At 73.5% G+C, this 26,590-nt stretch carries 1 protein-coding gene; it reads left to right on the top strand.

All coding sequences use genetic code 11. The features are described 5' to 3' along the window. Positions 1-7: 7 nt before the first annotated feature. Positions 8-26,584 carry a non-ribosomal peptide synthase/polyketide synthase gene (locus ACQPXB_RS26160; protein ID WP_432844760.1) on the top strand — a complete coding sequence of 8,859 codons (26,577 nt, stop codon included), beginning with the start codon at positions 8-10 and terminating at the stop codon, positions 26,582-26,584. The last annotated feature ends 6 nt before the right edge of the window (positions 26,585-26,590 follow it).

Below are 26,590 nucleotides of genomic sequence, written 5' to 3'. Positions count from 1 at the left end.
TTCCCGGATGACCGGCGTCGTGCCCGGTTCCCCTTTGACCGCGGCACAGGCCGGGGTCTTCTTCGCGCAGTCGCTCGCTCCCGCGGACCCGGCGTACCGCATCGGCTGGTACGCCGACGTGCGCGGCCGCCTCGACCCGGCGCGGCTCGCGGACGCGGTACGGCGGGCGGTCGGCGAAGCCGAGGGACTGCACGTGACAGTCGAGGCCGACGAGACCGGCGTGCCGCGGCAGGACCCGGCGCCGTGCGCGGCCGAGGTGCCCGTGGTGGATCTGTCCGGCGAGCCGGACCCCGAGGCTGCGGCGCACGCGTGGATGCGGGCGGCGCTGGCGGAGCCGGTCGACCTCGCGCGCGGGCCGTTGACCGCGCACGCGGTGCTGGTGCTGGGACCGGACCGCGTGTGGTGGGCGCAGACGTTCCACCACCTGGTGACCGACGCCTACGGCCAGGCAGTGCTCACCCGCCGGGCCGCGGAACTCTACGACGGCGGCACGTCCACTGTGGATTGGAGTGTGGCACCGCTGCTGGAGGCCGACCGCGAGTACCGGGAATCGGCCGCCCGGAAAGCCGATCGCGAGTACTGGCGCGAAAAGCTCGCCGGCCGGCCCGATCCGGTGCGGCTGGCCGGGGGCGAGGGAGAGGTGGTCCGGCGGTCGGTCACGCTGCCGGCCGCCCGCGCCGACGCGCTGCGGAAGTTCGCCGGGAACCACGGCACCCGCCTGTCGCGCGTGGCGATCGCGGCGCTCGCCGCCTACGCGCACCGCGTGACCGGCGCCGAGGACCTCGTGCTCGGCCTGCCCGTCGCGGCGCGGACCGACGCCGCGCTGCGCGACCGGCCCGGGATGCTGTCGAACCTCTTGCCGCTGCGGGTTTCCGCGCGGCCCTCGACGACGCCGGCCGAGCTGGTCGCCGCGGTCACCCGTGAGGTCGCGGACGTGCTCGACCACAGCCGCTACCGCGGCGAGGATCTCGCGCGCGAGCAGAACCTGACCGGCGGGATGCACGAGCTCACCGGGCTGAGCCTCAATTTCCTGCCGGAGGTCTCGGTCGCGTTCGGCGAAGCCACGGCCACGGTGCGCAGCGTCGCGCTCGGCCCCGTGACCGACCTCGCCGTGACCGCCCACGACGCCGGCGCGGGCGGCGGCCTGCGGCTCGAGTTCGCCGCCGCCGGCACACCCGAGACGCTCGCCGAGCACGAACGCCGGTTCCTCGCCGTCCTCGATGCCATGGCCGCGAGCACCGACCGTCCGATCGCGGCGATCGACCTGCTCACCGAGCGCGAACGGCAGCTCGTGCTGACCGACTTCGCGACGGCGCCCGCCGAGGCGCCGGAGCTGACCTGGCCCGAGGCGTTCGCCCGCGTCGTCGCGCGGCAGCCGGACGCCGTCGCCGTGGTCTGCGAGGGCGAGCAGCTCACGTACGCCGAGCTGGACGCCGCCGCGAACCGCTTGGCGCGCCTGCTCACCGCGCACGGGGTGGGGGCTGAAGACGTGGTGGCGGTGGCGCTGCCGCGCTCGGCCGACCTGGTCGTGGGCCTGCTGGGTGTGCTCAAGTCCGGTGCCGCGTACCTGCCGCTGGACCTCGATCTGCCCGAGGACCGCCTGCGGTACCTGCTGAGGGACTCGGGCGCGTGCGCCGTCCTGTCGGTCACGGAATCCGCGGACCAGCTGCCCGCCGTGGACGAGGTCGTGCTGCTGGACGACCCTGCCGTGCGCGCGGAGCTCGCCGCGCTCGACGGCGGGCCCGTCGACCTCGGCGGGTTGCGGCTGGACCGCGCCGCCTACGTCATCTACACCTCCGGCTCCACCGGCAAGCCCAAGGGCGTGGTGCTCCCGCACGACGGCATCGGCAGCCTGATCGTCACCGCCACCGAGCGCATCGGGATCACGGCCGAGAGCCGGGTCGTGCAGTTCGCGTCGGCCGGGTTCGACGTGACGGTGTGGGACCTCGTGATGTCGCTGTGCGTGGGCGGGCGCGTGATCGTGGTGCCGGCGCACCGCCGCGTCGCGGGCGTCGAGCTCACCGGCTACATCGCCGATCACGCCGCGACGCACATGATCCTGCCGCCCTCGTTGGTGGCCGCGCTGCCGGCCGACTGCGAACTGCCGAAGGGCGCGGTGCTCATCGTCGGCACCGAAACCGTGCCGCCCGAGCTGATCGCACGCTGGGCGAAGGATCTGCGCGTGGTCGCCGCGTACGGGCTCACCGAGGCGACGGTGAACTCCACGCTGTGGCCCGCGGAAGCGGACTGGACCGGGCCGATCCCGATCGGACGCCCCGACCCGAACACCCGCTGCTACGTGCTGGACACCGCGCTCAACCCGGTGCCACCGGGCGTGGAGGGCGAGCTGTACGTCGGCGGCCGCGGCCTAGCGCGCGGGTACGTCGGACGCGCCGCGCTCACGGCGGAGCGGTTCGTGGCCGACCCGTTCGCCGGGCCGGGCGAACGCATGTACCGCACGGGCGACCGCGTGCGCTGGCGCGCCGACGGGAACCTCGACTTCCTCGGCCGCGCCGACCACCAGGTCAAGATCCGCGGTTTCCGCGTCGAACCCGGTGAGATCGAGTCGGTGATCGCGGCGCACGACGGCGTCGCGCGGGTGGCCGTGGTGCCGCGCGAAGTGAAGCCGGGTGACCGGCGGCTGGTGGCGTACGTGGTGCCGGAGCAGGCGCCGGGCGCCGACCGGGACGCGGCGGGGGAGGCCGCGCAGGTCGGCCGCTGGAAGGACGTGCACGAACTGCTCTACTCGGTCGCCGACCGCGACCCGTTCGACGAGGGCTTCACCGGCTGGAACTCCAGCTACGACGGCGAGCCGCTGCCGTTGCGCGACATGCGTGCGTGGCGTGAGTCCACTGTGGACTCGATTCGGGCATTGCGGCCGCGCCGCGTGCTGGAGCTCGGCGTGGGCAGCGGGCTGCTGCTGTCGAAGCTCGCGCCGGGCACCGTCGAGTACTGGGCGCTGGACCTGTCCGAGGAAGTGGTGCGGTTGCTGGAAAGCCGCGTCGCCGACCGGCCGGAGCTGGCGGGCAAGGTGCACCTTCGGGCGCGGCCGGCGCACGAGCTGGGCGACCTGCCGGCCGGCCATTTTGACACCGTGGTGATCAACTCCGTGGTGCAGTACTTCCCCGGCGCCGAGTACCTCCTCAATGTATTGCGGCAGGTCACGGGTCTGCTCGCCCCCGGTGGCTCGGTGTTCGTGGGTGACGTGCGGAACCTGAGCCTCCAGCGCGTGCTGCGAGCGGGTGTCGCGGCCGCGCAAGGGGACGCGACACCGGCGGCGGTCGACGCGGCCGTGGCCCGCGAGGACGAGCTGGTGCTCGATCCGGGCTTCTTCGCCGCGCTGCCCGAACGGATCGCCGCGTTCACGGAGGCCGACATCCGGCTGAAGCGCGCGACGTACGAGAACGAGCTGAGCCGCTACCGCTACGACGTTGTGCTGCGGACGGAAGCCGCGGCCCCGCGCGAAGTCCCGGCGGTGCCGTGGGCCGAGGTGGGCTCGTCCGGCGCGTTCGCGGCCCACCTCGGCCGACGACGGCTCGAGGCACTGCGCGTCACGGGAATCCCGAACGAGCGGCTCATCCCGGACCTCACGGCCTTGCGGGCGCTGGACGGCGAACCGGTGAACGCTCCCGGCGCGGCCATGGACCCGGACGTGCTGGTCGAGCTGGCCGGCGCGGCCGGTTACCAGGCGGCGGCGACCTGGTCGGGGGAGACGGCGACGGCGTTCGACCTCGTGCTGTCGCGCGAGGAGCCGGTCGCGACGTACACCGGCCCGACCGGCGGGCGGCTGGCCAACGTGCCGGTGGTCTACCGCGACCCGGCGTCGCTGATGAAGGACCTGCGCGGCCGCGTCGAAGAGGCGTTGCCGCACTACCTCGTGCCCTCGGCGTTCGTGCCGCTGGACCGCCTGCCGATCATGACCAACGGCAAGCTCGACCGCGCCGCGCTGCCCCTGCCCGACTTCGGGGCGCTGGCGCAGGGCCGCTCGCCGCGGACGCCGCGCGAGGTCGCGTTGTGCACGGTGATGGCGGACGTCCTCGGCGTGCCGTCGGCCGGCGCCGACGACGACTTCTTCGCGCTCGGCGGCGACAGCATCTCGTCGATCCGGCTCGTGCTCGGCGCCGCGCAGCACGGTCTCGCCATCACACCCCGGCAGGTGTTCAAGCACCGCACCGCGGAGGCGCTCGCCGCGTGCGCCGGCGAAGTGATCACCGCCGAGGACACGGCGGAGCCGCTGCTGGAGCTGTCCGAAGCGGACTCGGCCGCGCTCGACTCGCACGCCGAGGTGCTGCCGGTGACCCCGTTGCAGCAAGGGTTCTTCTTCCACGCCGCGTTCGAGGACGACGACGTCTACGCCGTCCAGGAGATCTTCGACCTCGCCGGGCCGGTGGACCCGCCCACGCTGCGCCGCGCCGTGCAGAACCTCCTCGATCGCTTTTCGTCGCTGCGGTCCGGTTTCCGCCAGCTCGACGACGGCCGGGTCGTCCAGGTCGTGGCGGCGCACGCGGAGCTGCCGTGGCGGGAGGTCTCGCCCGAGGCCGCCGCCGACGCGCTGGCCGCCGACCGCGAGCGCCGCTTCGCCCTCGACCGGCCGCCGCTGCTGCGCGCCACGCTCGTCGGGCGCGAGCGGCTCGCCCTGACCTTCCACCACAGCGTGGCCGACGGCTGGTCGGTCGCGGTGATGGTGCGCGAGATCCTCGCCCGCTACGGCGCCACCGAACCGCTTCGGCCCGAGCCCGCCTCGCGCACGGCGCACCTGCGTCGGCTGGCGGCGCGGGACCACGATGCGGCACGGCAGGCGTGGCGGACGGCGCTCGCGGGCATCGAGGAACCGACCCGGCTCGTGACCACCCCGGCCGGGCTGGCACCACGGCGTCCGTCGCGGGTGCATTTCGCCGTCGACGCGGCAACCACCGCCCGCGTCGGCGCGTTCGCGCGCGAGCACGGGCTGACGCTCGGCACCGTGCTGCACGGCGCGTGGGGCCTGCTGCTCGGCCGCCTGACCGGCCGTGGGGACGTGGTCTTCGGCAGCACCGTGTCTGGCCGCGACCCCGGCGTCGCGGGCATCGAGGACGCCGTGGGCCTGTACATCAACACCTTGCCCGTGCGGGTCCGCTGGACCGGCGGCGACACCGTCGCCGGGCTCCTGCGCCGGCTGCAGGACGAGCAGGCCGCGCTGCTGGACCACCAGCACCTCGGGCTCGCCGAGCTGCAGCGAATCGCCGGCGTGGGCCAGGAGGAGCTCTTCGACACGCTCGTCGTGGTCGAGAACTACCCGCGCGACAACGGCGACGCCGGCGCGGTGCGCGTGACCGGCGTCGAGGTCGTCGACGCGGTGCACTACCCGGTCGCGCTCATCGCCACGCCGGGCGACACGCTGGAGTTCGGCCTGAAGTTCGACGCGTCGCGCCTCGACGCGCGGGCGGCCGAGCAGCTCGCGGAACGGTTCGTGCGAGTGCTCGAAGCGTTCGCCGCGGCCCCGGACGCGCCGGTGGCACACGTGGACCGCGTCTCGGCGGCGGAGCTGGAACGGCTGGGGGAGCTGAACGCGACCGCCGTCTCAGTGCCGGAGCAGACGCTGCTCACGGCGTTCGAGCGGCACGTGGCCGAGACCCCGGACGCGCCGGCGGTGCTGTTCGAGGACGAGCGGCTGTCCTATGCGGACCTGGACGCCCGCGCGGCGGTGCTGGCCCGGCGCCTGCGGGCTCGCGGCGCGCGGCCCGGGGCGGTGGTCGCGGTGGCCGTGCCACGCTCGGCCGAGCTGATGGTGGCGCTGCTGGGCGTGCTGAAGTCCGGCGCGGCCTATCTGCCGCTCGATCTCGACTACCCGGCCGAGAGGCTGGAGTACATGCTCGTGTCCTCCGGGGCCGCGCTGGTGGTCATCGAACCGGGTACGGCCGCGCAGGTGCCGGCGGGCCCGGAGCAGGTGCCGGTCGACGGTCCGGACGTCGCCGACCGGCCCGGCCCGGTGGCGAGCCCCGACGACGCCGCGTACCTGATCTACACGTCCGGTTCGACCGGCCGGCCCAAGGGCGTCGTGGTCTCGCACCGCGCGATCGTCAACCGGCTCGCGTGGATGCAGCACGAGTACCGGCTGGGTGCCGACGACCGCGTGCTGCAGAAGACGCCGTCGAGCTTCGACGTGTCCGTGTGGGAGTTCTTCTGGGCGCTGCGCGAAGGCGCGGCCGTGGTGTTCGCGCGGCCGGACGGCCACCGTGACCCGGCGTACCTCGCCGACGTGATCCGCAGCCACGGCGTGACGACGCTGCACTTCGTGCCGTCGATGCTGGCCGCGTTCCTCTCCGCCGAGGAGGTCGCCGGCGACCCGCGCTGGGCCGCGTCGCTGCGGCGCGTGTTCACCAGCGGCGAAGCGCTGCCCGGCGAGGCCGCGGCGCGCTGGCGGCGGCTGACCGGTGTGCCATTGCACAATCTCTACGGCCCCACCGAGGCGGCTGTGGACGTGTCGTACTTCCCGTTCCGCGACGGTCCGGAAGCGACTGTCCCCATCGGACGTCCGGTGTGGAACACGCGCCTGCTCGTGCTGGACACGTGCCTGCGCCCGGTGCCCGACGGCGTGGCCGGGGAGCTGTACCTCGCGGGCGTGCAGCTCGCGCGGGGCTACCACGGGCAGCCCGCGCTGACGGCCGAACGGTTCGTGGCCGACCCCTTCGGCGAGCCGGGTGCGCGGATGTACCGCACCGGCGACCTGGTGCAGCGCCGCGCCGACGGTGAGCTCGAGTACCTGGGCCGCACCGACCGGCAGGTGAAGATCCGCGGCAACCGCATCGAGCTCGGCGAGATCGAGGCCGTGCTCACGGCGCAACCCGGCGTCCGCGCGGCCGCGGTCGTGGTGCGCGACGGTGCCCTGGTCGGGTACGCAGCCGGTTCCGCGGACACCGACGAACTGCGAGCCGCGCTGACCGCGGCGTTGCCCGCGACGATGGTGCCGAACGCCCTCGTGGTGCTCGACGAGTTCCCGCTGACCCCGAGCGGCAAGCTCGACACCCGTGCCCTGCCCGTGCCGGTCGTCGCCGCGCCGGTGGCGACCGGGCAGCGCGGCGACGACCGCGAGTCGGCCCTGGCGGCGATCTTCGCCGACGTGCTCGGGCTGGCCGAGGTCGGCGCCGACGGCGACTTCTTCCTGCTGGGCGGCGACAGCATCACGTCGATCAGCGTGTCGAGCCGCGCTCGCCGGGCCGGGTTCGACCTGAGCCCGGCGGACGTGTTCACCCACCGCACGCCCGCCGCGCTGGCGGCCCTCGGCGGCGCGCCCGTGACGCAGGGGCCGGTGCCCGATCCGGACGGGGTCGGCGACGTGCCGCTGCTGCCCGAGGTGCACCGCCTGCGCGAACTCGGCGACAGCGGCACCGAGTCGATCCGGCTGCGCCTGCCCGCCCACGCGGACACCGAGAGCCTCGCGGCCGCGCTGCAGGCGGTGCTCGACCACCACGACGGGCTGCGGCTCAAGCGCAGCCGCGTCGCGTCCGTGCTGTGGTCGCTCGAGACGCGCCCGGCCGGCGCGGTCGACGCCGCCGAAGTGCTGCTCGCCGAGGACACCACTGCCGAGAACACCATTGCCGAGAACACCATTGCCGAGAATGTCACTGCCGATAACGGCACCACCGAGTTCGATCCTGACGCCGGGATCCTGCTGCGGGCGGTGCGGTCCGGCGACCAGTTGCTGCTCACGGCCCACCCGCTGCTGGTCGACGCCCCGTCGTGGCCCACGATCGCCGCCGACCTCGCCGCGGCCTGGACGGCGGTCCAGGCCGGGCACTCCCCGGTGTTCGCCGCGGTGGAAACCTCGCTGCGCACCCACGCCCGCGCCGTCACCGAGCGGGCGCAGGCACCGGAGCTGCTGGCGGACCTGGAGTACTGGGCCGCGACGCTCGCGCCGGGCGCCGCGACGGTCCCCGGGTCCGGGACGCAGACTGAACGCACCGTGCGGTTCCCGCCGGGCCAGAGCCGGGCCCTCGTCGAGCAGCTGCCCGCGTCGGTGCGCGGCGACGTGACCGACGTCCTGCTCACCGCCCTCGCGCAAGCCGGCGGCGAGCTGATCGTCGACGTGCTCGACCGTCCTGAAGGGACACCCGCCGCGGTGGGCGCGCTGCACACCGCGGCTCCGGTGCGGCTGACCGCGACGGACCTCAAACAGGTCAAGGACCTCGTCCGCGCGGCTCCGGACGCGCTCGGCTACGGCCTGCTGCGGTACCTCAACCCGCAGGCCGCACCCTTGTTCGCCCAGCTCGCCCGCGCCGACGTGCTGCTGCGGTACGCGGGCCGCGTGCCGTCGGGCACCCAGGACTGGGACTTCGCGGCGGGCCCGGGCGCGCCCGCCGGGGCGCACGCGTCGCGCATCGGTGCGGTCTGCGAGGACACGCCGGACGGACCGGTCCTCGCGCTCACCTTCGCCGGTGCCACGCCGGACTTCGTCGACGGCGTGGTCGCCGCACTGGCCGACCTCGCCGCGACGGACGTGGCCGCGGCCGGGCTGACCACGTCCGACCTCACGCTGATCGAGCTGGCGCAAGACGAGATCGAACACGTCGAACGGCTGAGCCCGCTGCCACTGTCGGACATCTGGCCGCTCTCGCCGCTGCAGGAAGGCCTGTTCTTCCACTCCAGCTACGACCAGTCGCGCATCGACATCTACACGATCCAGGAGGCCATCGACCTCGACCGGCACCTCGACGCCGGCCGCCTGCGCGCCGCGTGCGCCGCGCTGACGGATCGCACACCCAGCCTGCGTGCAGGGTTCACCAGCGAAGGACTGCACGGCCCGGTGCAGTTCGTCACGGCCGGCTTCGCGCCCCCGGTGACCGAAGTGGACCTGCGCGACCTGTCCGAAGCGGACCGTGAGCGGCGGCTGGCCGAGCTGATGGAGCGCGACCGGACGACCCGGTTCGACCTCGGCCACCCGCCGCTGTTCCGGATCACGCTCGTGCGCCTCGGCGCCGAACGCGACCGCGTGGTGCTCAACCGGCACCTGCTGCTGTGGGACGGTTGGTCCGCGTGGTTGTTCATCGAGCAGCTCTTCGCGCACTACGAGGGCGGCGAGCCCCCGGCCGGTGGGTCCTATGTGGACTACCTGGAGTGGTTGTCGCGCCAGGACGTCGAGGAGGCCGCGGCGGCGTGGCGATCGGCGTTGACCGGGCTGAGCGAGCCGACGCTGATCGGTCCCGACACCCAGGGCCTCGAGCCCGTCACCCCGGTCAATCTCGACGCGCACCTGACGCCCGAGCTGACCGATCGGCTGCGTGCCGAGGCCCGCCGCCACGGGCTCACCGTGAACTCGGTGCTCAACGCCGCGTGGGCGCTCGTGCTGTCCACGATGGTCGGCCGCCAGGACGTGGTGTTCGGCGCCGCCGTCGCCGGGCGCCCCGCCGCCGTGGCGGACATCGAGACCACGATCGGCCTGTTCCTCAACACCGTGCCCACGCGGGTGCGGCTCGTGCCGGACGAGCCGGTGCTCGACCTGCTGCGCCGCATCCAGGCCGAGCGGATGGACCTCACGCCGTACGAGTTCATGAGCCTCGGCGTGGTGCAGCGCGAGGCCGGGCACCGCGTGCTGTTCGACACGCTGTTCGTGCTCCGCGGCGCCGACGGCGACGAACGCTACGCCGGCCTGCGACACCGGCACGGCATCACGAGCCTCGTGAACGTCGACGCCACGCACTACCCGTTGACGCTCGTGGTCACGCCCGGGCAGTCGATGCGCGTGACGCTGTCCTACCGCGACGACGTGATCGCGGCCGACGAGGCCGCGGTGCTGCTGAGCCGGTTCACCGGGCTCGTCGAGCAGATCGTCGTCGACCTGACCGCACCTGTCGGCGCGTTGGAGACGGTTTCGGCCGGCCGGCGTGGGGAGCTGGCGGAGATCTGGTCGGCCACCGAGCACCCGGTGGTGGGGGACACCATCGCCGACCTGCTCGCCGCCCAGGCCACCCGCACGCCCGGCGCGACCGCGCTCGTGTTCGGCGAGCAGACGCTGACCTACGTGGAGCTGGACGAAGCCGTGAACCGGATGGCGCGGCTGCTGCTTTCGCGCGGCGCCGAGCCGGAACGTGTGATCGCGCTCGGGCTGCCGCGGTCGATCGACATGGTCGTGGCGCTGTTCGCGGTGCTGCGCACCGGAGCCGCGTACCTGCCGCTCGAACTCGACTACCCGGCCGACCGCCTCGCGCTGATGCTCGACGACGCCGGTCCGCTGTGCCTGGTCACGACCACGGCCGTCGCGCAGGATCTGCCGCAGGACCTGCCGCGGGTGCTGCTCGACAGCACCGAAACGAAAGCCGAACTCGCCGCGTTGTCCGGCGGTGACGTCGTGGACGCCGAGCGCCCGCTGTTCGGCCGCGACCGCGCCGACCGGATGGACCACCCCGCGTACGTCATCTACACCTCCGGTTCCACGGGGAAGCCGAAGGGCGTGGTCACGCCGTACCGCGGCCTGACGAACATGCAGCTCAACCACCAGGAGGCGATCTTCGGGCCGGCCATCGCGTCGGCGGGTGGGCGGCGCCTGCGGATCGCGCACACCGTGTCGTTCGCGTTCGACATGTCGTGGGAAGAGCTGCTGTGGCTCGTGGAGGGCCACGAGGTGCACGTGTGCGACGAGGAGCTGCGCCGCGACGCCCGCGCGCTCGTGGCGTACTGCGACCGGCACCGCGTCGACGTGGTGAACGTGACGCCGACCTACGCGCACCTGCTCATCGAGGAAGGCCTGCTCGACGGCGACGACGCGGCGAGTCACCGACCGGCGCTGGTGCTGCTCGGCGGCGAAGCGGTGTCCGAATCGGTCTGGAACCGCCTGCGCGACACCGAAGGCGTCTACGGCTACAACCTCTACGGCCCCACCGAGTACACGATCAACACCCTCGGCGGCGGCACGACCGACAGCGCCACCCCGACCGTCGGCAAGCCCATCTGGAACACCCGCGCGTACCTCGTGGACAACTGGCTGCGGCCGGTGCCCGACGGCGTGCCCGGCGAGCTCTACATCGCGGGCACCGGCCTGGCCCGGGGGTACCTCGGGCGGCCCGGGCTCACGGCGGAGCGGTTCGTCGCGGATCCCTTCGGCGAGCCCGGCGCGCGCATGTACCGCACGGGTGACCTCGTGCGCCGCCGGCCCGACGGGAACCTCGACTTCCTCGGCCGCACCGACGACCAGGTGAAAATCCGCGGCTACCGCGTGGAGCTGGGCGAGATCGAGACGGCGCTGGCCCGGCACCCGCAGGTCGCGCAGGCGGCCGTGATCGCGCGGCCGGACCCGTCGGCGCCGGGGCTGCAGCGGCTCGTCGGCTACGTCGTGCCGGCCGAGCTGAGCGGCGACGAGCGCGACGCCGCCGAAGCCGACCAGGTCGGCGAGTGGCAGCAGATCTACTCCGACGAGTACACCGAGATCCCGACCGCGCTGGTCACCGAGGACTTCGCCGGCTGGGACTCCAGCTACGACGGCACGCCGATCCCGTTGGCGCACATGCGGGAGTGGCGCGCGGCGACCGTGTCGCGCATCGGGGAGCTGGCGCCGCGGCGGATCCTGGAGATCGGCGTCGGCACCGGGCTGCTGATGGGGCAGCTGGCGCCGCACGCCGAGGAGTACTGGGGCACCGACCTCGCCGCGCCGGTGATCGGGAAGCTCACCCGCGAGCTGGAAGCAGACCCGGAGCTGGCCGCGAAGGTGACGCTGCGGGCGCAGCCGGCGCACGAGTTCGGCGGCCTGCCGCGCGGGCACTTCGACACTGTCGTGATCAACTCCGTGATCCAGTACTTCCCGAGCGTCGACTACCTCACCCAGGTGCTGAGCACGGCGCTGGACCTGCTCGCGCCCGGCGGTTCGCTGTTCGTCGGCGACGTGCGGAACCTGCGCCTGGCGCGGTCGTTCCACACCGCCATCCAGCTCACGCGCGCCGACGCGACGTCCGACGTCGCCCAGTTGCGCCGCGCGATCGAACGCGGTGCCGCACTGGAGAAGGAGCTGCTGCTCGACCCGGACTACTTCACGGCACTCGCGCACACGCTGCCCGGCGTCGGCGCGCGGATCCGCGTGAAGCGGGCCGAGCTGCACAACGAGCTGAGCCGGTATCGCTACGACGTGGTGCTGACCAAGGACGCCACCGGTGAGGTGCCGGTGGCGCAGGCCCCGCGCGTGCTGTGGGACGAGGTCGGCTCGCTCGCCCAGCTGAAGGGCCGGCTGACCGGTGACGAGCTGCGCGTCAGCCGGATTCCGGACGCGCGGCTCGCTGCGGAGTTCGCCGCCATGCGGGCGCTCGACGCGGGCGCGCCGCTGCTCGACGTGCTGGATCGCTTCCACGGCACCGGCGACGGCGTCGAACCCGAAGCCGTGCACCGCCTCGGCGAGCGTCTGGGCTACGCCGTGCACACGACGTGGTCGACCGGCGTCGACGGGGTGTTCGATGCCGTGTTCGTCCGGGCGGAAGTGCCGGTCTCGGGCCTCTACGTGCCCGCGGCGACCGGCACGAACCTCACGCGGTTCGCGAACAGCCCGACCGCCGCGCGCGGCAGCGCCGAGCTGGTGCAGGTGCTGCGCGACGAGCTGAAGCGGCAGCTGCCCGACTACATGGTGCCGGCCGCGTTCGTGACACTCGGCAGCCTGCCGCTGACCGACAACGGCAAGCTCAACGTCCGCGCCCTGCCCGACGCCGAACCCGCCGTGTCGCTGGCCGAGAGCCGGCCGGCGGCCTCGCGCGAGGAAGAGGTGCTCTGCGAGCTGTTCGCCGAGGTCCTCGGCCTCGAGCGCGTGGGTGTGGAGGACTCGTTCTTCGACCTCGGCGGGCATTCGCTGCTGGCCACGCGCCTGATCAGCCGCGCGCGGGCCGAGCTCGGCGCCGAGCTGGCGATCAAGGACCTGTTCGAGGCGCCGACCGCCGCGGAGCTGGCCGCCCGGGCGGGCACGGGTGCGCCGGCGAGGCCGGCCGTCGTCGCGCGCGAGCGGCCGGAGCGGATCCCGTTGTCGTTCGCGCAGCAGCGGATGTGGGTGCTCGACCGCATGGACACCACGGCGGCGGCGTACACGTACCCGCTGTTCGTGCGGCTGCGCGGGCCGCTGGAGGTCGAGGCGCTGCGGCTGGCGCTCGGGGACGTGCTGGTACGGCACGAGGTGCTGCGCACGGTGCTGGCCGAGCACGAGGGTGAGCCGTACCAATCCGTTCTGGACTCGCCGGAGATCCCGTTTTCGGTGCTGGCGTGCACCGAGGCCGAGGTGGACGCGCGCGTCGCGGAGCTGGCGGAGCGGCGCTTCGACCTGGCGCGCGAGCTGCCGGTGCGGGTGGACGTGCTGCGACTCGGCGACGACGACCACGTCGTGGCCATGCTGCTGCACCACGGCGCGACGGACGAATGGTCCGACCGGCCGTTCCTCACCGACCTGGGCACCGCGTACGAGGCCCGGCGGTGGGGCGACGCTCCCGAGTGGACTCCGCTGCCCGTGCAGTACGCGGACTTCGCCTTGTGGCAGCGGGACTTCCTCGCCGACGCGGAGCCCGAACAGCTGGAGTACTGGACCGGCGTGCTGCGCGGGCTGCCCGACGAAGTCCCGTTGCCGGCGGATCGGCCGCGTCCCGCGCAGCCGAGCGGCCGCGGCGGGAAGGTCCGGCTGCCGCTCGACGGTGCGCTCGCCGAAGCCGTGCGCTCGTTGTCGGCGGACGCCGGGGCGAGCTTGTTCATGGTGCTGCAGTCGGCCGTCGCCGCGCTGCTGCGCCGGGTCGGCGCGGGCGACGACGTGCCGCTCGGCGCGCCCATCGCCGGCCGCACCGACGCGGCCGTCGACGACCTGGTCGGGTTCTTCGTCAACACGCTGGTGCTGCGCACGGACCTCAGCGGCGAGCCCACGTTCTGTGAGCTGCTGGACCGGGTCAAGGCCGCGGACCTGGTCGCGTTCTCGCACCAGGACGTGCCCTTCGAACGCGTGGTGGAGACGCTGAACCCGCCGCGCGTGCCCGGCCGGAACCCGCTGTTCCAGGTCATGGTCGGCTACCACTACCGGCCCGGCGGTGACCCCGACGTGCTCGGGCTGCCCACCACGTGGCTCGAACCCGGGCACGCGACGGCCAAGTTCGACCTGCACTTCACCCTCGTCGACGAGGCCGGCGCAGCGCCGCTCACCCTCATGCTCGAATACGCGGCGGACCGCTGGACGGCGGAGTCGGCGTGGCGGCTGCTCGCCCGGCTGGGCTCGTTGCTGGCGCAGGCCGCGGCAGAGCCTTCGGTCGCGGTGGCGGCGCTCGACGTGGTGGCCGACGGGGAGCTGGCGCGCCTGGAGTCCTGGAACGCGACCGCCCACGACGTGCCGGCGGTGACGCTGCCCGAGTTGTTCGAGGCTCAGGTGGCGCGGACGCCGGATGCCCCGGCCTTGGTGTTCGAAGACGCCTCGCTGACGTACGCGGAGCTGAACGAGCGGGCGAACCGGCTCGCGCGGTGGCTGCGCGAGCAGGGCGCCGGACCCGAAACGGTGGTGGCGGTGTCGTTGCCGCGGTCGCTGGAGCTGGTGGTGGCGTTGTACGCGATTCACAAGGCGGGTGCGGCGTATCTGCCGTTGGACCCGGACTATCCGGCGGAGCGGCGGGAGTTCATGCTTGCCGACGCGGCTCCGGCCGTGGTGCTGGACGGCCCGGTCGACGCGTCGGGCTACGACTCGGCGGATCTCGGTGTCCGGGTGGCGCCGGGTGCGCCGGCGTATGTGATTTACACGTCGGGTTCGACGGGGCGGCCGAAGGGGGTGGTGGTTCCGCATCGAGGGATTGTGAACCGGTTGCTGTGGATGCAGGACGAGTACGGTTTGTCGGCGGATGATCGGGTGTTGCAGAAGACGCCGTCGAGTTTCGATGTGTCGGTGTGGGAGTTCTTCTGGCCGCTGCTTGCCGGTGCGACGCTGGTGGTTGCGAAGCCGGAAGGGCACAAGGATCCCGCCTACCTCGCGGGCCTGATTCGGCGGGAAGGCGTGACGACTGTCCACTTCGTCCCGTCGATGCTGCGGCTGTTCCTGGAGGAAGCCGCGGGGTGCACCGGGCTGCGGCGGGTGTTGTGCAGCGGTGAGGGGTTGCCGTCCGACGTCGCGACGCGGTTCGCCGAGCTGCTCCCGGCCGAGCTGCACAACCTGTACGGGCCGACGGAAGCATCGGTCGACGTGACGGCGTTCCCGGCGACCGGCCCGTTCGACGGCCCGGGTGTCCCGCTGGGCCGCCCGATCTGGAACACCGGCACCCACGTGCTCGACGCCCGGCTGCGGCCGGTGCCTCCGGGCGTGCCGGGTGAGCTGTACCTGTCCGGCGTGCAGCTCGCGCGGGGGTACCTCGCGCGGCCGGGGCTGACGGCGGAACGGTTCGTGGCGAGCCCGTTCGGCGCGCCGGGGGACCGCATGTACCGCACGGGCGATCTCGCACGGTGGACCGAAGGCGGGGTGCTGGAGTTCCTCGGCCGCGTCGACCACCAGGTGAAGGTCCGCGGCTTCCGCGTCGAGCTGGGCGAGATCGAGGCGGCTCTCACCGCGCTCGACGGCGTCACCGGCGCCGTGGTGGTGGCCCGGGACGAGCGGCTCGTCGCCTACCTCACCGGTACGCCGGGTGACGTGCGGGCGGAGCTGGCGAAGACCCTGCCGGAACACCTGGTCCCGGCGGTGGTCGTGCCCCTCGGCGAGTTCCCTGTGACCCCCAACGGCAAGCTGGACCGCGCCGCCCTGCCGGATCCGGAGTTCACGACGGCCGGCGGTCGCGAGCCGCGGACCGAGCGGGAACGCGAGCTGCGGGAGCTCTTCGCGGCGGTGCTCGCCGTGCCGGCACCGTCGATCGACGACGACTTCTTCGCCCTCGGCGGCCATTCGCTGCTGGTCATGCGGCTGGTGTCGCGGATCCGCGCGGCGGGCGCCGAGATCAGCGTGCGGGACGTCTTCGAGGCACCGACGGTGGCGTCGCTGGCCGAGCGGCTGACCGCGCCGACCGGGGACCGGCCCGAACTGGTGGCGGCGAACCGGCCGGAGGTGCTGCCGCTTTCGGCGGCGCAGCAACGGCTCTGGTTCCTCTACCGCCTGGACGGCCCGACGTCGACGTACTCCGTGCCGCACGCGTGGCGGCTGCGGGGCGCGCTGGACCTCGACGCGCTGCGGGCGGCGTTCGCCGACGTCGTCACCCGCCATGAAGTGCTGCGCACGGTCTTCGAGGAGCACGACGGAGTGCCGGCGCAGCGGATCCTCGCAGCTGTGCCCCTCGACGCCGTGCCACTCGACTTCGCGGTCGAGCGCGTGACCGACGTGGCCGCGCGGATCCGGTCCGAAGTGGACATTCCGTTCCGGCTCGACGAGGCCCCGCCGGTGCGCGTGCGGGTGTTCGCCGTGGCCGAGGACGAGCACGTGCTGCTGGTGCTGTTGCACCACGTGGTCACCGACGAGTGGTCCGAAGGGCCGCTGTTCGCCGACCTCGCGACGGCCTATCGCGCCCGGCTCGACGGCGTCGCTCCCGAGTGGACACCGCTGCCGGTGCAGTACGCGGACTATGCGTTGTGGCACCAGGCCATGCTCGACGGCGAGCAGGAGAGCCAGACGTCGTTCTGGAGCGAGGTGCTCGCCGGGTTGCCGGACGAGCTGGACCTGCCCGCCGACCGGCCGCGGCCGGCGGAGTCGAGCCACCGCGGCGCCACGGTCACGTTCGAGGTGCCGGCCGGGCTCACGGCGGCGCTGCGCGCGGTGGCGATCGAGCACGACACCAGCATGTTCATGCTCGGCCAGGCCGCCGTCGCCACACTGCTGCACCGCCTGGGCGCCGGCACCGACATCCCGCTGGGCGCGCCGGTGTCCGGCCGCACGGACGAGCGGCTCACGGACCTGGTCGGGTTCCTCGTGAACTCGCTGGTCCTGCGCACGGACCTCGCCGGCGATCCCGCGTTCGGCGAGTTGCTGCGCCGGGTCCGGGCGACCGATCTGGCCGCGTTCTCCCACCAGGACTTGCCGTTCGACCGGGTGGTCGAGCTGGCGGAACCGGAGCGTTCGCTGGCGCGGCACCCGCTGTTCCAGACCATGGTCGTGTACCTGCCGGAGGGCGCGGACACGCCGCAGTTACCGGGTCTGGAGGTCGTGCGCGAGGACGTGGCGCAGGACGTCGCGAAGTTCGACCTGGAGTTCGGGTTCCTGGAGCAGCCGGGCGGTGCGATCGCCGGAGCGATCGAATACAGCGCGGACCTGTTCGACCGCGCGACCGCGGAGTCGTTCGCGACCCGGCTGGTGCGGGTGCTGGAGCAGGTGGCCGCCGATCCGTCGGTGCCGGTCGGGTCGCTCGACGTGCTGTCGGACGCGGAATCGGCGCTGCAGAAGAGGTGGAACGCCACGGATCACGACGTGGCCGGGGCGACACTGTCGGAGCTGTTCGAGGAGCAGGTCACCCGGACGCCGGAAGCGCCGGCCGTGGTGTTCGAGGGCGCGGCTCTGTCCTATGTGGAGCTGAACGAGCGGGCGAACCGGCTCGCGCGGTGGCTGCGCGAGCAGGGCGCCGGACCCGAAACGGTGGTGGCGGTGTCGTTGCCGCGGTCGCTGGAGCTGGTGGTGGCGTTGTACGCGATTCACAAGGCGGGTGCGGCGTATCTGCCGTTGGACCCGGACTATCCGGCGGAGCGGCGGGAGTTCATGCTTGCCGACGCGGCTCCGGCCGTGGTGCTGGACGGCCCGGTCGACGCGTCGGGCTACGACTCGGCGGATCTCGGTGTCCGGGTGGCGCCGGGTGCGCCGGCGTATGTGATTTACACGTCGGGTTCGACGGGGCGGCCGAAGGGGGTGGTGGTTCCGCATCGAGGGATTGTGAACCGGTTGCTGTGGATGCAGGACGAGTACGGTTTGTCGGCGGATGATCGGGTGTTGCAGAAGACGCCGTCGAGTTTCGATGTGTCGGTGTGGGAGTTCTTCTGGCCGCTGCTTGCCGGTGCGACGCTGGTGGTTGCGAAGCCGGAAGGGCACAAGGATCCCGCCTACCTCGCGGGCCTGATTCGGCGGGAAGGCGTGACGACTGTCCACTTCGTCCCGTCGATGCTGCGGCTGTTCCTGGAGGAAGCCGCGGGGTGCACCGGGCTGCGGCGGGTGTTGTGCAGCGGTGAGGGGTTGCCGTCCGACGTCGCGACGCGGTTCGCCGAGCTGCTCCCGGCCGAGCTGCACAACCTGTACGGGCCGACGGAAGCATCGGTCGACGTGACGGCGTTCCCGGCGACCGGCCCGTTCGACGGCCCGGGTGTCCCGCTGGGCCGCCCGATCTGGAACACCGGCACCCACGTGCTCGACGCCCGGCTGCGGCCGGTGCCTCCGGGCGTGCCGGGTGAGCTGTACCTGTCCGGCGTGCAGCTCGCGCGGGGGTACCTCGCGCGGCCGGGGCTGACGGCGGAACGGTTCGTGGCGAGCCCGTTCGGCGCGCCGGGGGACCGCATGTACCGCACGGGCGATCTCGCACGGTGGACCGAAGGCGGGGTGCTGGAGTTCCTCGGCCGCGTCGACCACCAGGTGAAGGTCCGCGGCTTCCGCGTCGAGCTGGGCGAGATCGAGGCGGCTCTCACCGCGCTCGACGGCGTCACCGGCGCCGTGGTGGTGGCCCGGGACGAGCGGCTCGTCGCCTACCTCACCGGTACGCCGGGTGACGTGCGGGCGGAGCTGGCGAAGACCCTGCCGGAACACCTGGTCCCGGCGGTGGTCGTGCCCCTCGGCGAGTTCCCTGTGACCCCCAACGGCAAGCTGGACCGCGCCGCCCTGCCGGATCCGGAGTTCACGACGGCCGGCGGTCGCGAGCCGCGGACCGAGCGGGAACGCGAGCTGCGGGAGCTCTTCGCGGCGGTGCTCGCCGTGCCGGCACCGTCGATCGACGACGACTTCTTCGCCCTCGGCGGCCATTCGCTGCTGGTCATGCGGCTGGTGTCGCGGATCCGCGCGGCGGGCGCCGAGATCAGCGTGCGGGACGTCTTCGAGGCACCGACGGTGGCGTCGCTGGCCGAGCGGCTGACCGCGCCGACCGGGGACCGGCCCGAACTGGTGGCGGCGAACCGGCCGGAGGTGCTGCCGCTTTCGGCGGCGCAGCAACGGCTCTGGTTCCTCTACCGCCTGGACGGCCCGACGTCGACGTACTCCGTGCCGCACGCGTGGCGGCTGCGGGGCGCGCTGGACCTCGACGCGCTGCGGGCGGCGTTCGCCGACGTCGTCACCCGCCATGAAGTGCTGCGCACGGTCTTCGAGGAGCACGACGGAGTGCCGGCGCAGCGGATCCTCGCAGCTGTGCCCCTCGACGCCGTGCCACTCGACTTCGCGGTCGAGCGCGTGACCGACGTGGCCGCGCGGATCCGGTCCGAAGTGGACATTCCGTTCCGGCTCGACGAGGCCCCGCCGGTGCGCGTGCGGGTGTTCGCCGTGGCCGAGGACGAGCACGTGCTGCTGGTGCTGTTGCACCACGTGGTCACCGACGAGTGGTCCGAAGGGCCGCTGTTCGCCGACCTCGCGACGGCCTATCGCGCCCGGCTCGACGGCGTCGCTCCCGAGTGGACACCGCTGCCGGTGCAGTACGCGGACTATGCGTTGTGGCACCAGGCCATGCTCGACGGCGAGCAGGAGAGCCAGACGTCGTTCTGGAGCGAGGTGCTCGCCGGGTTGCCGGACGAGCTGGACCTGCCCGCCGACCGGCCGCGGCCGGCGGAGTCGAGCCACCGCGGCGCCACGGTCACGTTCGAGGTGCCGGCCGGGCTCACGGCGGCGCTGCGCGCGGTGGCGATCGAGCACGACACCAGCATGTTCATGCTCGGCCAGGCCGCCGTCGCCACACTGCTGCACCGCCTGGGCGCCGGCACCGACATCCCGCTGGGCGCGCCGGTGTCCGGCCGCACGGACGAGCGGCTCACGGACCTGGTCGGGTTCCTCGTGAACTCGCTGGTCCTGCGCACGGACCTCGCCGGCGATCCCGCGTTCGGCGAGTTGCTGCGCCGGGTCCGGGCGACCGATCTGGCCGCGTTCTCCCACCAGGACTTGCCGTTCGACCGGGTGGTCGAGCTGGCGGAACCGGAGCGTTCGCTGGCGCGGCACCCGCTGTTCCAGACCATGGTCGTGTACCTGCCGGAGGGCGCGGACACGCCGCAGTTACCGGGTCTGGAGGTCGTGCGCGAGGACGTGGCGCAGGACGTCGCGAAGTTCGACCTGGAGTTCGGGTTCCTGGAGCAGCCGGGCGGTGCGATCGCCGGAGCGATCGAATACAGCGCGGACCTGTTCGACCGCGCGACCGCGGAGTCGTTCGCGACCCGGCTGGTGCGGGTGCTGGAGCAGGTGGCCGCCGATCCGTCGGTGCCGGTCGGGTCGCTCGACGTGCTGTCGGACGCGGAATCGGCGCTGCAGAAGAGGTGGAACGCCACGGATCACGACGTGGCCGGGGCGACACTGTCGGAGCTGTTCGAGGAGCAGGTCACCCGGACGCCGGAAGCGCCGGCCGTGGTGTTCGAGGGCGCGGCTCTGTCCTATGTGGAGCTGAACGAGCGGGCGAACCGGCTCGCGCGGTGGCTGCGCGAGCAGGGCGCCGGACCCGAAACGGTGGTGGCGGTGTCGTTGCCGCGGTCGCTGGAGCTGGTGGTGGCGTTGTACGCGATTCACAAGGCGGGTGCGGCGTATCTGCCGTTGGACCCGGACTATCCGGCGGAGCGGCGGGAGTTCATGCTTGCCGACGCGGCTCCGGCCGTGGTGCTGGACGGCCCGGTCGACGCGTCGGGCTACGACTCGGCGGATCTCGGTGTCCGGGTGGCGCCGGGTGCGCCGGCGTATGTGATTTACACGTCGGGTTCGACGGGGCGGCCGAAGGGGGTGGTGGTTCCGCATCGAGGGATTGTGAACCGGTTGCTGTGGATGCAGGACGAGTACGGTTTGTCGGCGGATGATCGGGTGTTGCAGAAGACGCCGTCGAGTTTCGATGTGTCGGTGTGGGAGTTCTTCTGGCCGCTGCTTGCCGGTGCGACGCTGGTGGTTGCGAAGCCGGAAGGGCACAAGGATCCCGCCTACCTCGCGGGCCTGATTCGGCGGGAAGGCGTGACGACTGTCCACTTCGTCCCGTCGATGCTGGAGGTGTTCCTCGGCGAGCCGGGTGCCCGCGCGTGCCCGAGCCTGCGGCGCGTGCTGTGCAGCGGTGAGGCCCTGCCCGCCGACCTCGTCGCGAGGTTCGACCTCGACGCCGAGCTGCACAACCTCTACGGGCCCACCGAGGCGTCGGTCGACGTCACCGCGGCGCCCGCGCGGGTGGCGCCCTCGGGCCGCGTCCCGATCGGACGTCCGGTGTGGAACACCCGAACCCACGTCCTCGACGCCCACCTGGGGCCGGTGCCACCGGGTGTGGCGGCGGAGTTGTACCTGTCCGGAGTGCAGCTGGCGCGCGGTTACCACGCGCGCCCGGGCCTGACGGCCGAACGGTTCGTCGCGAACCCGTTCGGCGCGCCCGGCGAGCGGATGTACCGGACCGGCGACCTCGCGCGCTGGACGGCGGACGGGGAGCTCGAGTTCCTCGGCCGCGCCGACGACCAGGTGAAGATCCGCGGCTTCCGCGTTGAGCTCGGCGAGATCGAGGCCGCGCTGGCCACGCACCCGGCCGTCGCGCAGGCGCGCGTGATCGTCCACGAAGGACGGCAGCTCGTCGCCTACGTCGTCGCGAGCGGGGCCACGGACGATCTCCTCGACCACGTCGGGAAGACGCTGCCCGAGCACATGGTCCCGGCCGCCGTCGTGCCGCTGGCCGAGCTGCCGCTCACCCCCAGCGGCAAGCTGGACCGCCGGGCACTGCCCGCGCCCGAGTTCGAGACCGGCGACGACGCTCCGGCCACGGCCCGCGAGGAAGTGCTCGCGGAGCTGGTGGCCGGCGTGCTCGGGCTGCCGCGCGTCGGCGTGCGCGACGACTTCTTCCGCCTCGGCGGCGACAGCATCGTCGCGATGCAGCTCGTGGCCCGCGCGCGGACCGCCGGTCTGCGGCTCGGCGCGCGGGACGTGTTCCGCCATCGCACGGTGGCCGGGCTGGCCGAGGTCGCGGGGGAGGTGCCGGCCACGCCGTCGTCGGACGACGGCCGGCCGCTGTTCGACCTCACCGACGCGGAACGCGGCGAGTTGCAGGCGACCGCACCCGACGCGGCAGAGGTCTGGCCGCTCACTCCGTTGCAGTCGGGATTGCTGTTCCTGGCCACGGCCGACACCGAGGGCCCGGATGTCTACACGGTGCAGTTCGGGTTCGACCTCGCCGGCCCGCTCGAAGCGTCCCGGTTGCGGCAGGCGGTGCGCGATCTGCTGGAGCGGCACCCGAACCTCCGCACGAGCTACCGGTACCTCGCCTCCGGGCGGCCGGTCGCGCTCGTCGCGCGCTCGGCCGAGCCCGAGTGGCGGGAGGTCTCGGACGACGCGCTGGAAGCGCAGCTCGCACACGAGCGCCGCCGGTTCGACGTCACCGCCGGGCCGCTGCTGCGGTTCCTGCTCGTGCGCTTCGCCGACGGCCACCACCGGCTGGTGGTGTCGCACCAGCACCTGCTGCTCGACGGCTGGTCGGTCCCGCAGCTGCTGGCCGAGCTGTCCGCGCTCTACGCCGGACGCGCGCTGCCGCCCGCGTTGCCGTACCGCGGTTACCTGGGCTGGCTGCGGGACCAGGACGAGGCCACGGCCCGGGTGGCGTGGCGCGACTCTCTCGCCGGGCTGGCCGAGCCGACCCGGCTCGCGCCCGCGGACCCGGATCGGGCCCCCGCGTTGCCGAAGCAGCGGACGCTCGAATTGCCCCGCGAAGCGACCGCCGAGCTGACGGAGCTGGCACGCGAGCGCGGGCTCACGGTGAACACGCTGGTCCAGACGGCGTGGGGCCTGCTGCTCGCGTCGCTGACCGGGCGCACCGACGTGGTGTTCGGCGCCACGGTCGCGGGCCGGCCGCCGGAGCTGCCGGGCGTGGAGCGGATGCTCGGGCTGTTCATCAACACCGTGCCGGTACGCGTGCGCCACGATCCGGCCGAGCCGCTGTCGGCCCTGCTGGAGCGTGTGCAGGAGGAGCAGTCCGCGCTCCTGCCGCACCAGCACGTCGGCCTGCCCGACATCCAGCGCGAGGCCGGGCTGGGCGAGCTGTTCGACACGCTCGTGGTGTTCGAGAGCTATCCCGGTGCCGAGGACGACCCGGACGACGGGCTGCGGGCGACGATCGTGGACCACCGCGACTCCACGCACTACCCGCTGACGTGGGCGGTCGAACCGGCCGAACGGCTCCGGCTCACCGCCGAGTACCGCACGGACCTGTTCACCGACGAGGACGCCGAGCGCCTGCTCGCCGGCATGGAGCTGCTGCTGGGCGAGATGGTGTCCGCAGTGGACCGTCCGGCCGGGACGGTCGACGTCCTGCCGGCCGAGCTGTCGCGGCGGATCCTGCGTGCCTGGAACGCCACCGCGCTCGCCGTGGAGCCGTCGACCGTGGCGGGGCTGTTCGAGGCCCAGGTGCGGCGCTCGCCCGATGCCGTCGCGGTCGTCGGCGGGGCGACGTGGACGTATGCGGAGCTGAACGCGCACGCCAACCGGCTCGCTCGGGCTCTGGTCGAACGCGGCGCCGGGCCGGAGACGCTGGTGGCGCTGGCGTTGCCCAGGTCGGCCGACGTGCTGGCGGCGATCCTCGCCGTGCACAAGGCCGGCGCGGGCTACCTGCCGCTCGACCCGGACTACCCGGCCGAACGGCTCGCCGCGATGCTGGCCGACGCCCGGCCCGGGCTGCTGGTCACCGTCGCGGACGTCCGCGGGGTCCTGCCCGAGTTCGGCAACACTGTGCTGCTGCCGGATCTTCTGGCGACAGAGGTGTCCGAAGAGGACTTGACGGATGCCGACCGGCTGCGTCCGCTGCGGCCCGAGAACCCGGCGTACGTGATCTACACATCCGGCTCGACGGGCACGCCGAAGGGTGTCGTGGTGCCGCACGCGGGGCTGGTGAACCTGTTCCACAGCCACCGGGCGATGCTGCACCGGCCGGCCGTGGCGCGCACCGGGCGCGAGCACCTGCGGGTGGGGCACGCGTGGTCGTTCTCGTTCGACGCGTCGTGGCAGCCGCAGCTGTGGTTGCTCGACGGCCACGCCGTGCACGTCGTGCCCGACGAGGTGCGCCGCGACCCGGAACAGCTCGCCGAGCTGATCCGGCGCGAAGGACTCGACTTCATCGAGGTCACGCCGTCGCTGTTCACGCAGCTGGCCGACGCTGGACTCGTCGAGGGCGACCGCTGTCCGCTGGCCCTGGTCGGCGTCGGCGGCGAGGCGGTGCCGGACGCGCTCTGGCGGCGGCTGGCCGAGCTGGACGGGACCGAGGCGGTCAACCTCTACGGGCCGACGGAGTCCACAGTGGACGCGCTCGTCGCGCGGATCGCCGACAGCGAACGGCCGCTCGTGGGCCGGCCGGTGGCCAACACCCGCGCGTACGTGCTCGACGGCTCGCTGCGGCCCGTGCCGCCGGGGGTGACCGGGGAGCTGTACCTCGCCGGCGGCGGCCTGGCGCGCGGGTATCTCGGCCGGTCGGCCCTCACGGCGGAGCGGTTCGTGGCCGACCCGTACGGCGAACCGGGCACGCGCATGTACCGCACGGGCGACCTCGCGCGCTGGACGCCCGACGGCCGGCTCGACTTCGGCGGCCGAGCCGACGACCAGGTGAAGATCCGCGGCTTCCGCGTGGAGCCCGCGGAGATCGAGGCGGCGCTCGACCGGCACCCGGCCGTGGCGCAATCGGTGGTCGTGGTGCGCGAGGCGCGGGTGAAGCAGCTGGTGGCGTACGTGGTGCCGGCCGCGCTGGTGGACGCGGCCGCGCTGCGCGAGTACGCGGTGTCGGCGCTGCCGGAGCACCTGGTCCCGGCGGCGTTCGTGGTGCTGGAGCGGCTTCCGGTGCTGGCCAACGGGAAGCTCGACCGCGCGGCCCTGCCCGCGCCGGACTTCTCGGCCCAGGCCGGCGGCCGCGCGCCGTCGACCGACCGGGAGCGCGAGCTGTGCGCGCTGGTCGGCGAGGTGCTCGGCGTGCCGGGCCTCGGCGTCGACGACGACTTCTTCGCACTGGGCGGCGACAGCATCGTGGCGATGCAGCTGGTGGCCCGCGTCCGCGCCGGTGGGCTGCGGATCTCGCCGCGCGACATCTTCCGGCACCGGACGGTCGCGGGGCTCGCGACGGTGGCCACCGAAGCCGGCGTGGCGAAGTCCGTGTCCGACGACGGCACCGGCACCGTCGGGCTGACCCCGATCATGCACGCGATGCGGGAGCTGGGCGGACCGATCGCCGGGTACCACCAGGCGGCGTTGCTGATCACGCCGGCGGAGGTGACGAGCGAGAGCCTCACGGCCGTGCTGCAAGCGGTGGTCGACCGGCACCCGATGCTGCGGGCGCGGTTGGACCGAGAGCCTGCGCGGTGGGCGCTGCGGGTGCCCGAGCAGACAGACGTGCGCGGCTGGGTGTCGCGAGTGGACGTTCGCGGGCTCGCGGGCGCGCAGCTGGAACGCGTGATCGCGGCGGAAGCCCTGGCCACGCGAGCGCGGCTCGACCCGGACGCCGGCGCGATGCTGCGGGCGACCTGGTTCGACGCGGGTCCGGAGCGGGGCCGCCTGCTGGTGCTGGTGCACCACCTCGTGATCGACGGGGTGTCGTGGCGGGTCCTGCTGCCCGACTTCGCGGCGGCGTGGGAGGCCGTGGCCGCCGGGCGGAAGCCGGAGCTGCCGCCGGTGGACGTGTCGTTCCGGCGGTGGTCGGAGGCGCTCGCGGCGCGCGCGGTGGAGCCGGCTCGCGCGGCGGAGCTGGACCGGTGGCGGTCGGTGCTCGCGGGTGGCGATCCGTTGCCGCTGCTGCGTTCGCGGGATCCGGAACTGGACGTCGAGTCCGGACTGGCGGCACTGTCACTGACCTTGCCGGCGGCGGTGACGGGCCCACTGCTGGGCCGCGTGCCGGCGGCTTTGCGGGCGACCGTGAACGACGTCCTGCTCACCGGCCTCGCCCTCGCGGTGGCCGACTGGCGCCGCCGCCACGGCGTGGGCGAGGGCACGGCGACGCTCGTCGACCTCGAGGGCCACGGCCGCGAGGACGAGCTCGCCGGCGGTGGCGACTTGTCGCGCACGGTCGGCTGGTTCACCAGCGTCGTGCCCGTCCGCGTCGACCTGGGAGAGCTCGACCTCGCCGACGCGCTGGCGGGCGGCCCGGCGGCGCGCACCGCACTGGAGCGCGTGCGGGCCGAACTGGACGCCGCACCCCTCGCGGGCATGGGCTTCGGGCTGCTGCGGCACCTGAACCCCGTGACCGGGCCCGAGCTCGCGGCGCTGCCCGCGCCGGAGATCGAGTTCAACTACATGGGCCGCTTCGGCCACGCCGGCGAGGGCGACTGGGAGTACGCCCCCGAGGGCGACGCCGCCGACCTCGGCGCCGACCCGGGCAAGCGTGTCTCCCATGCGCTGACCGTCAACGCCCTCGCCGAAGACCGGCCCGAGGGCCCCGCATTGGCGGCCTACTGGTCGTGGCCCGCGGCCCTCGCACCCCAAGCGCGGGTGCGCGACCTGGCCGAAACGTGGTTCCGCGCGCTGGGCGCCCTGGTGCGCCACGCCTCCGACGACTCTCAGTGAGAAAGG

It is taken from the genome of Amycolatopsis sp. CA-161197 (assembly GCF_050942255.1).
In the GTDB taxonomy this organism is placed as follows: domain Bacteria; phylum Actinomycetota; class Actinomycetes; order Mycobacteriales; family Pseudonocardiaceae; genus Amycolatopsis.
The sequence above is the reverse complement of the archived record's forward strand: the minus strand, read 5'-3'. Positions and strand labels throughout refer to the sequence as shown.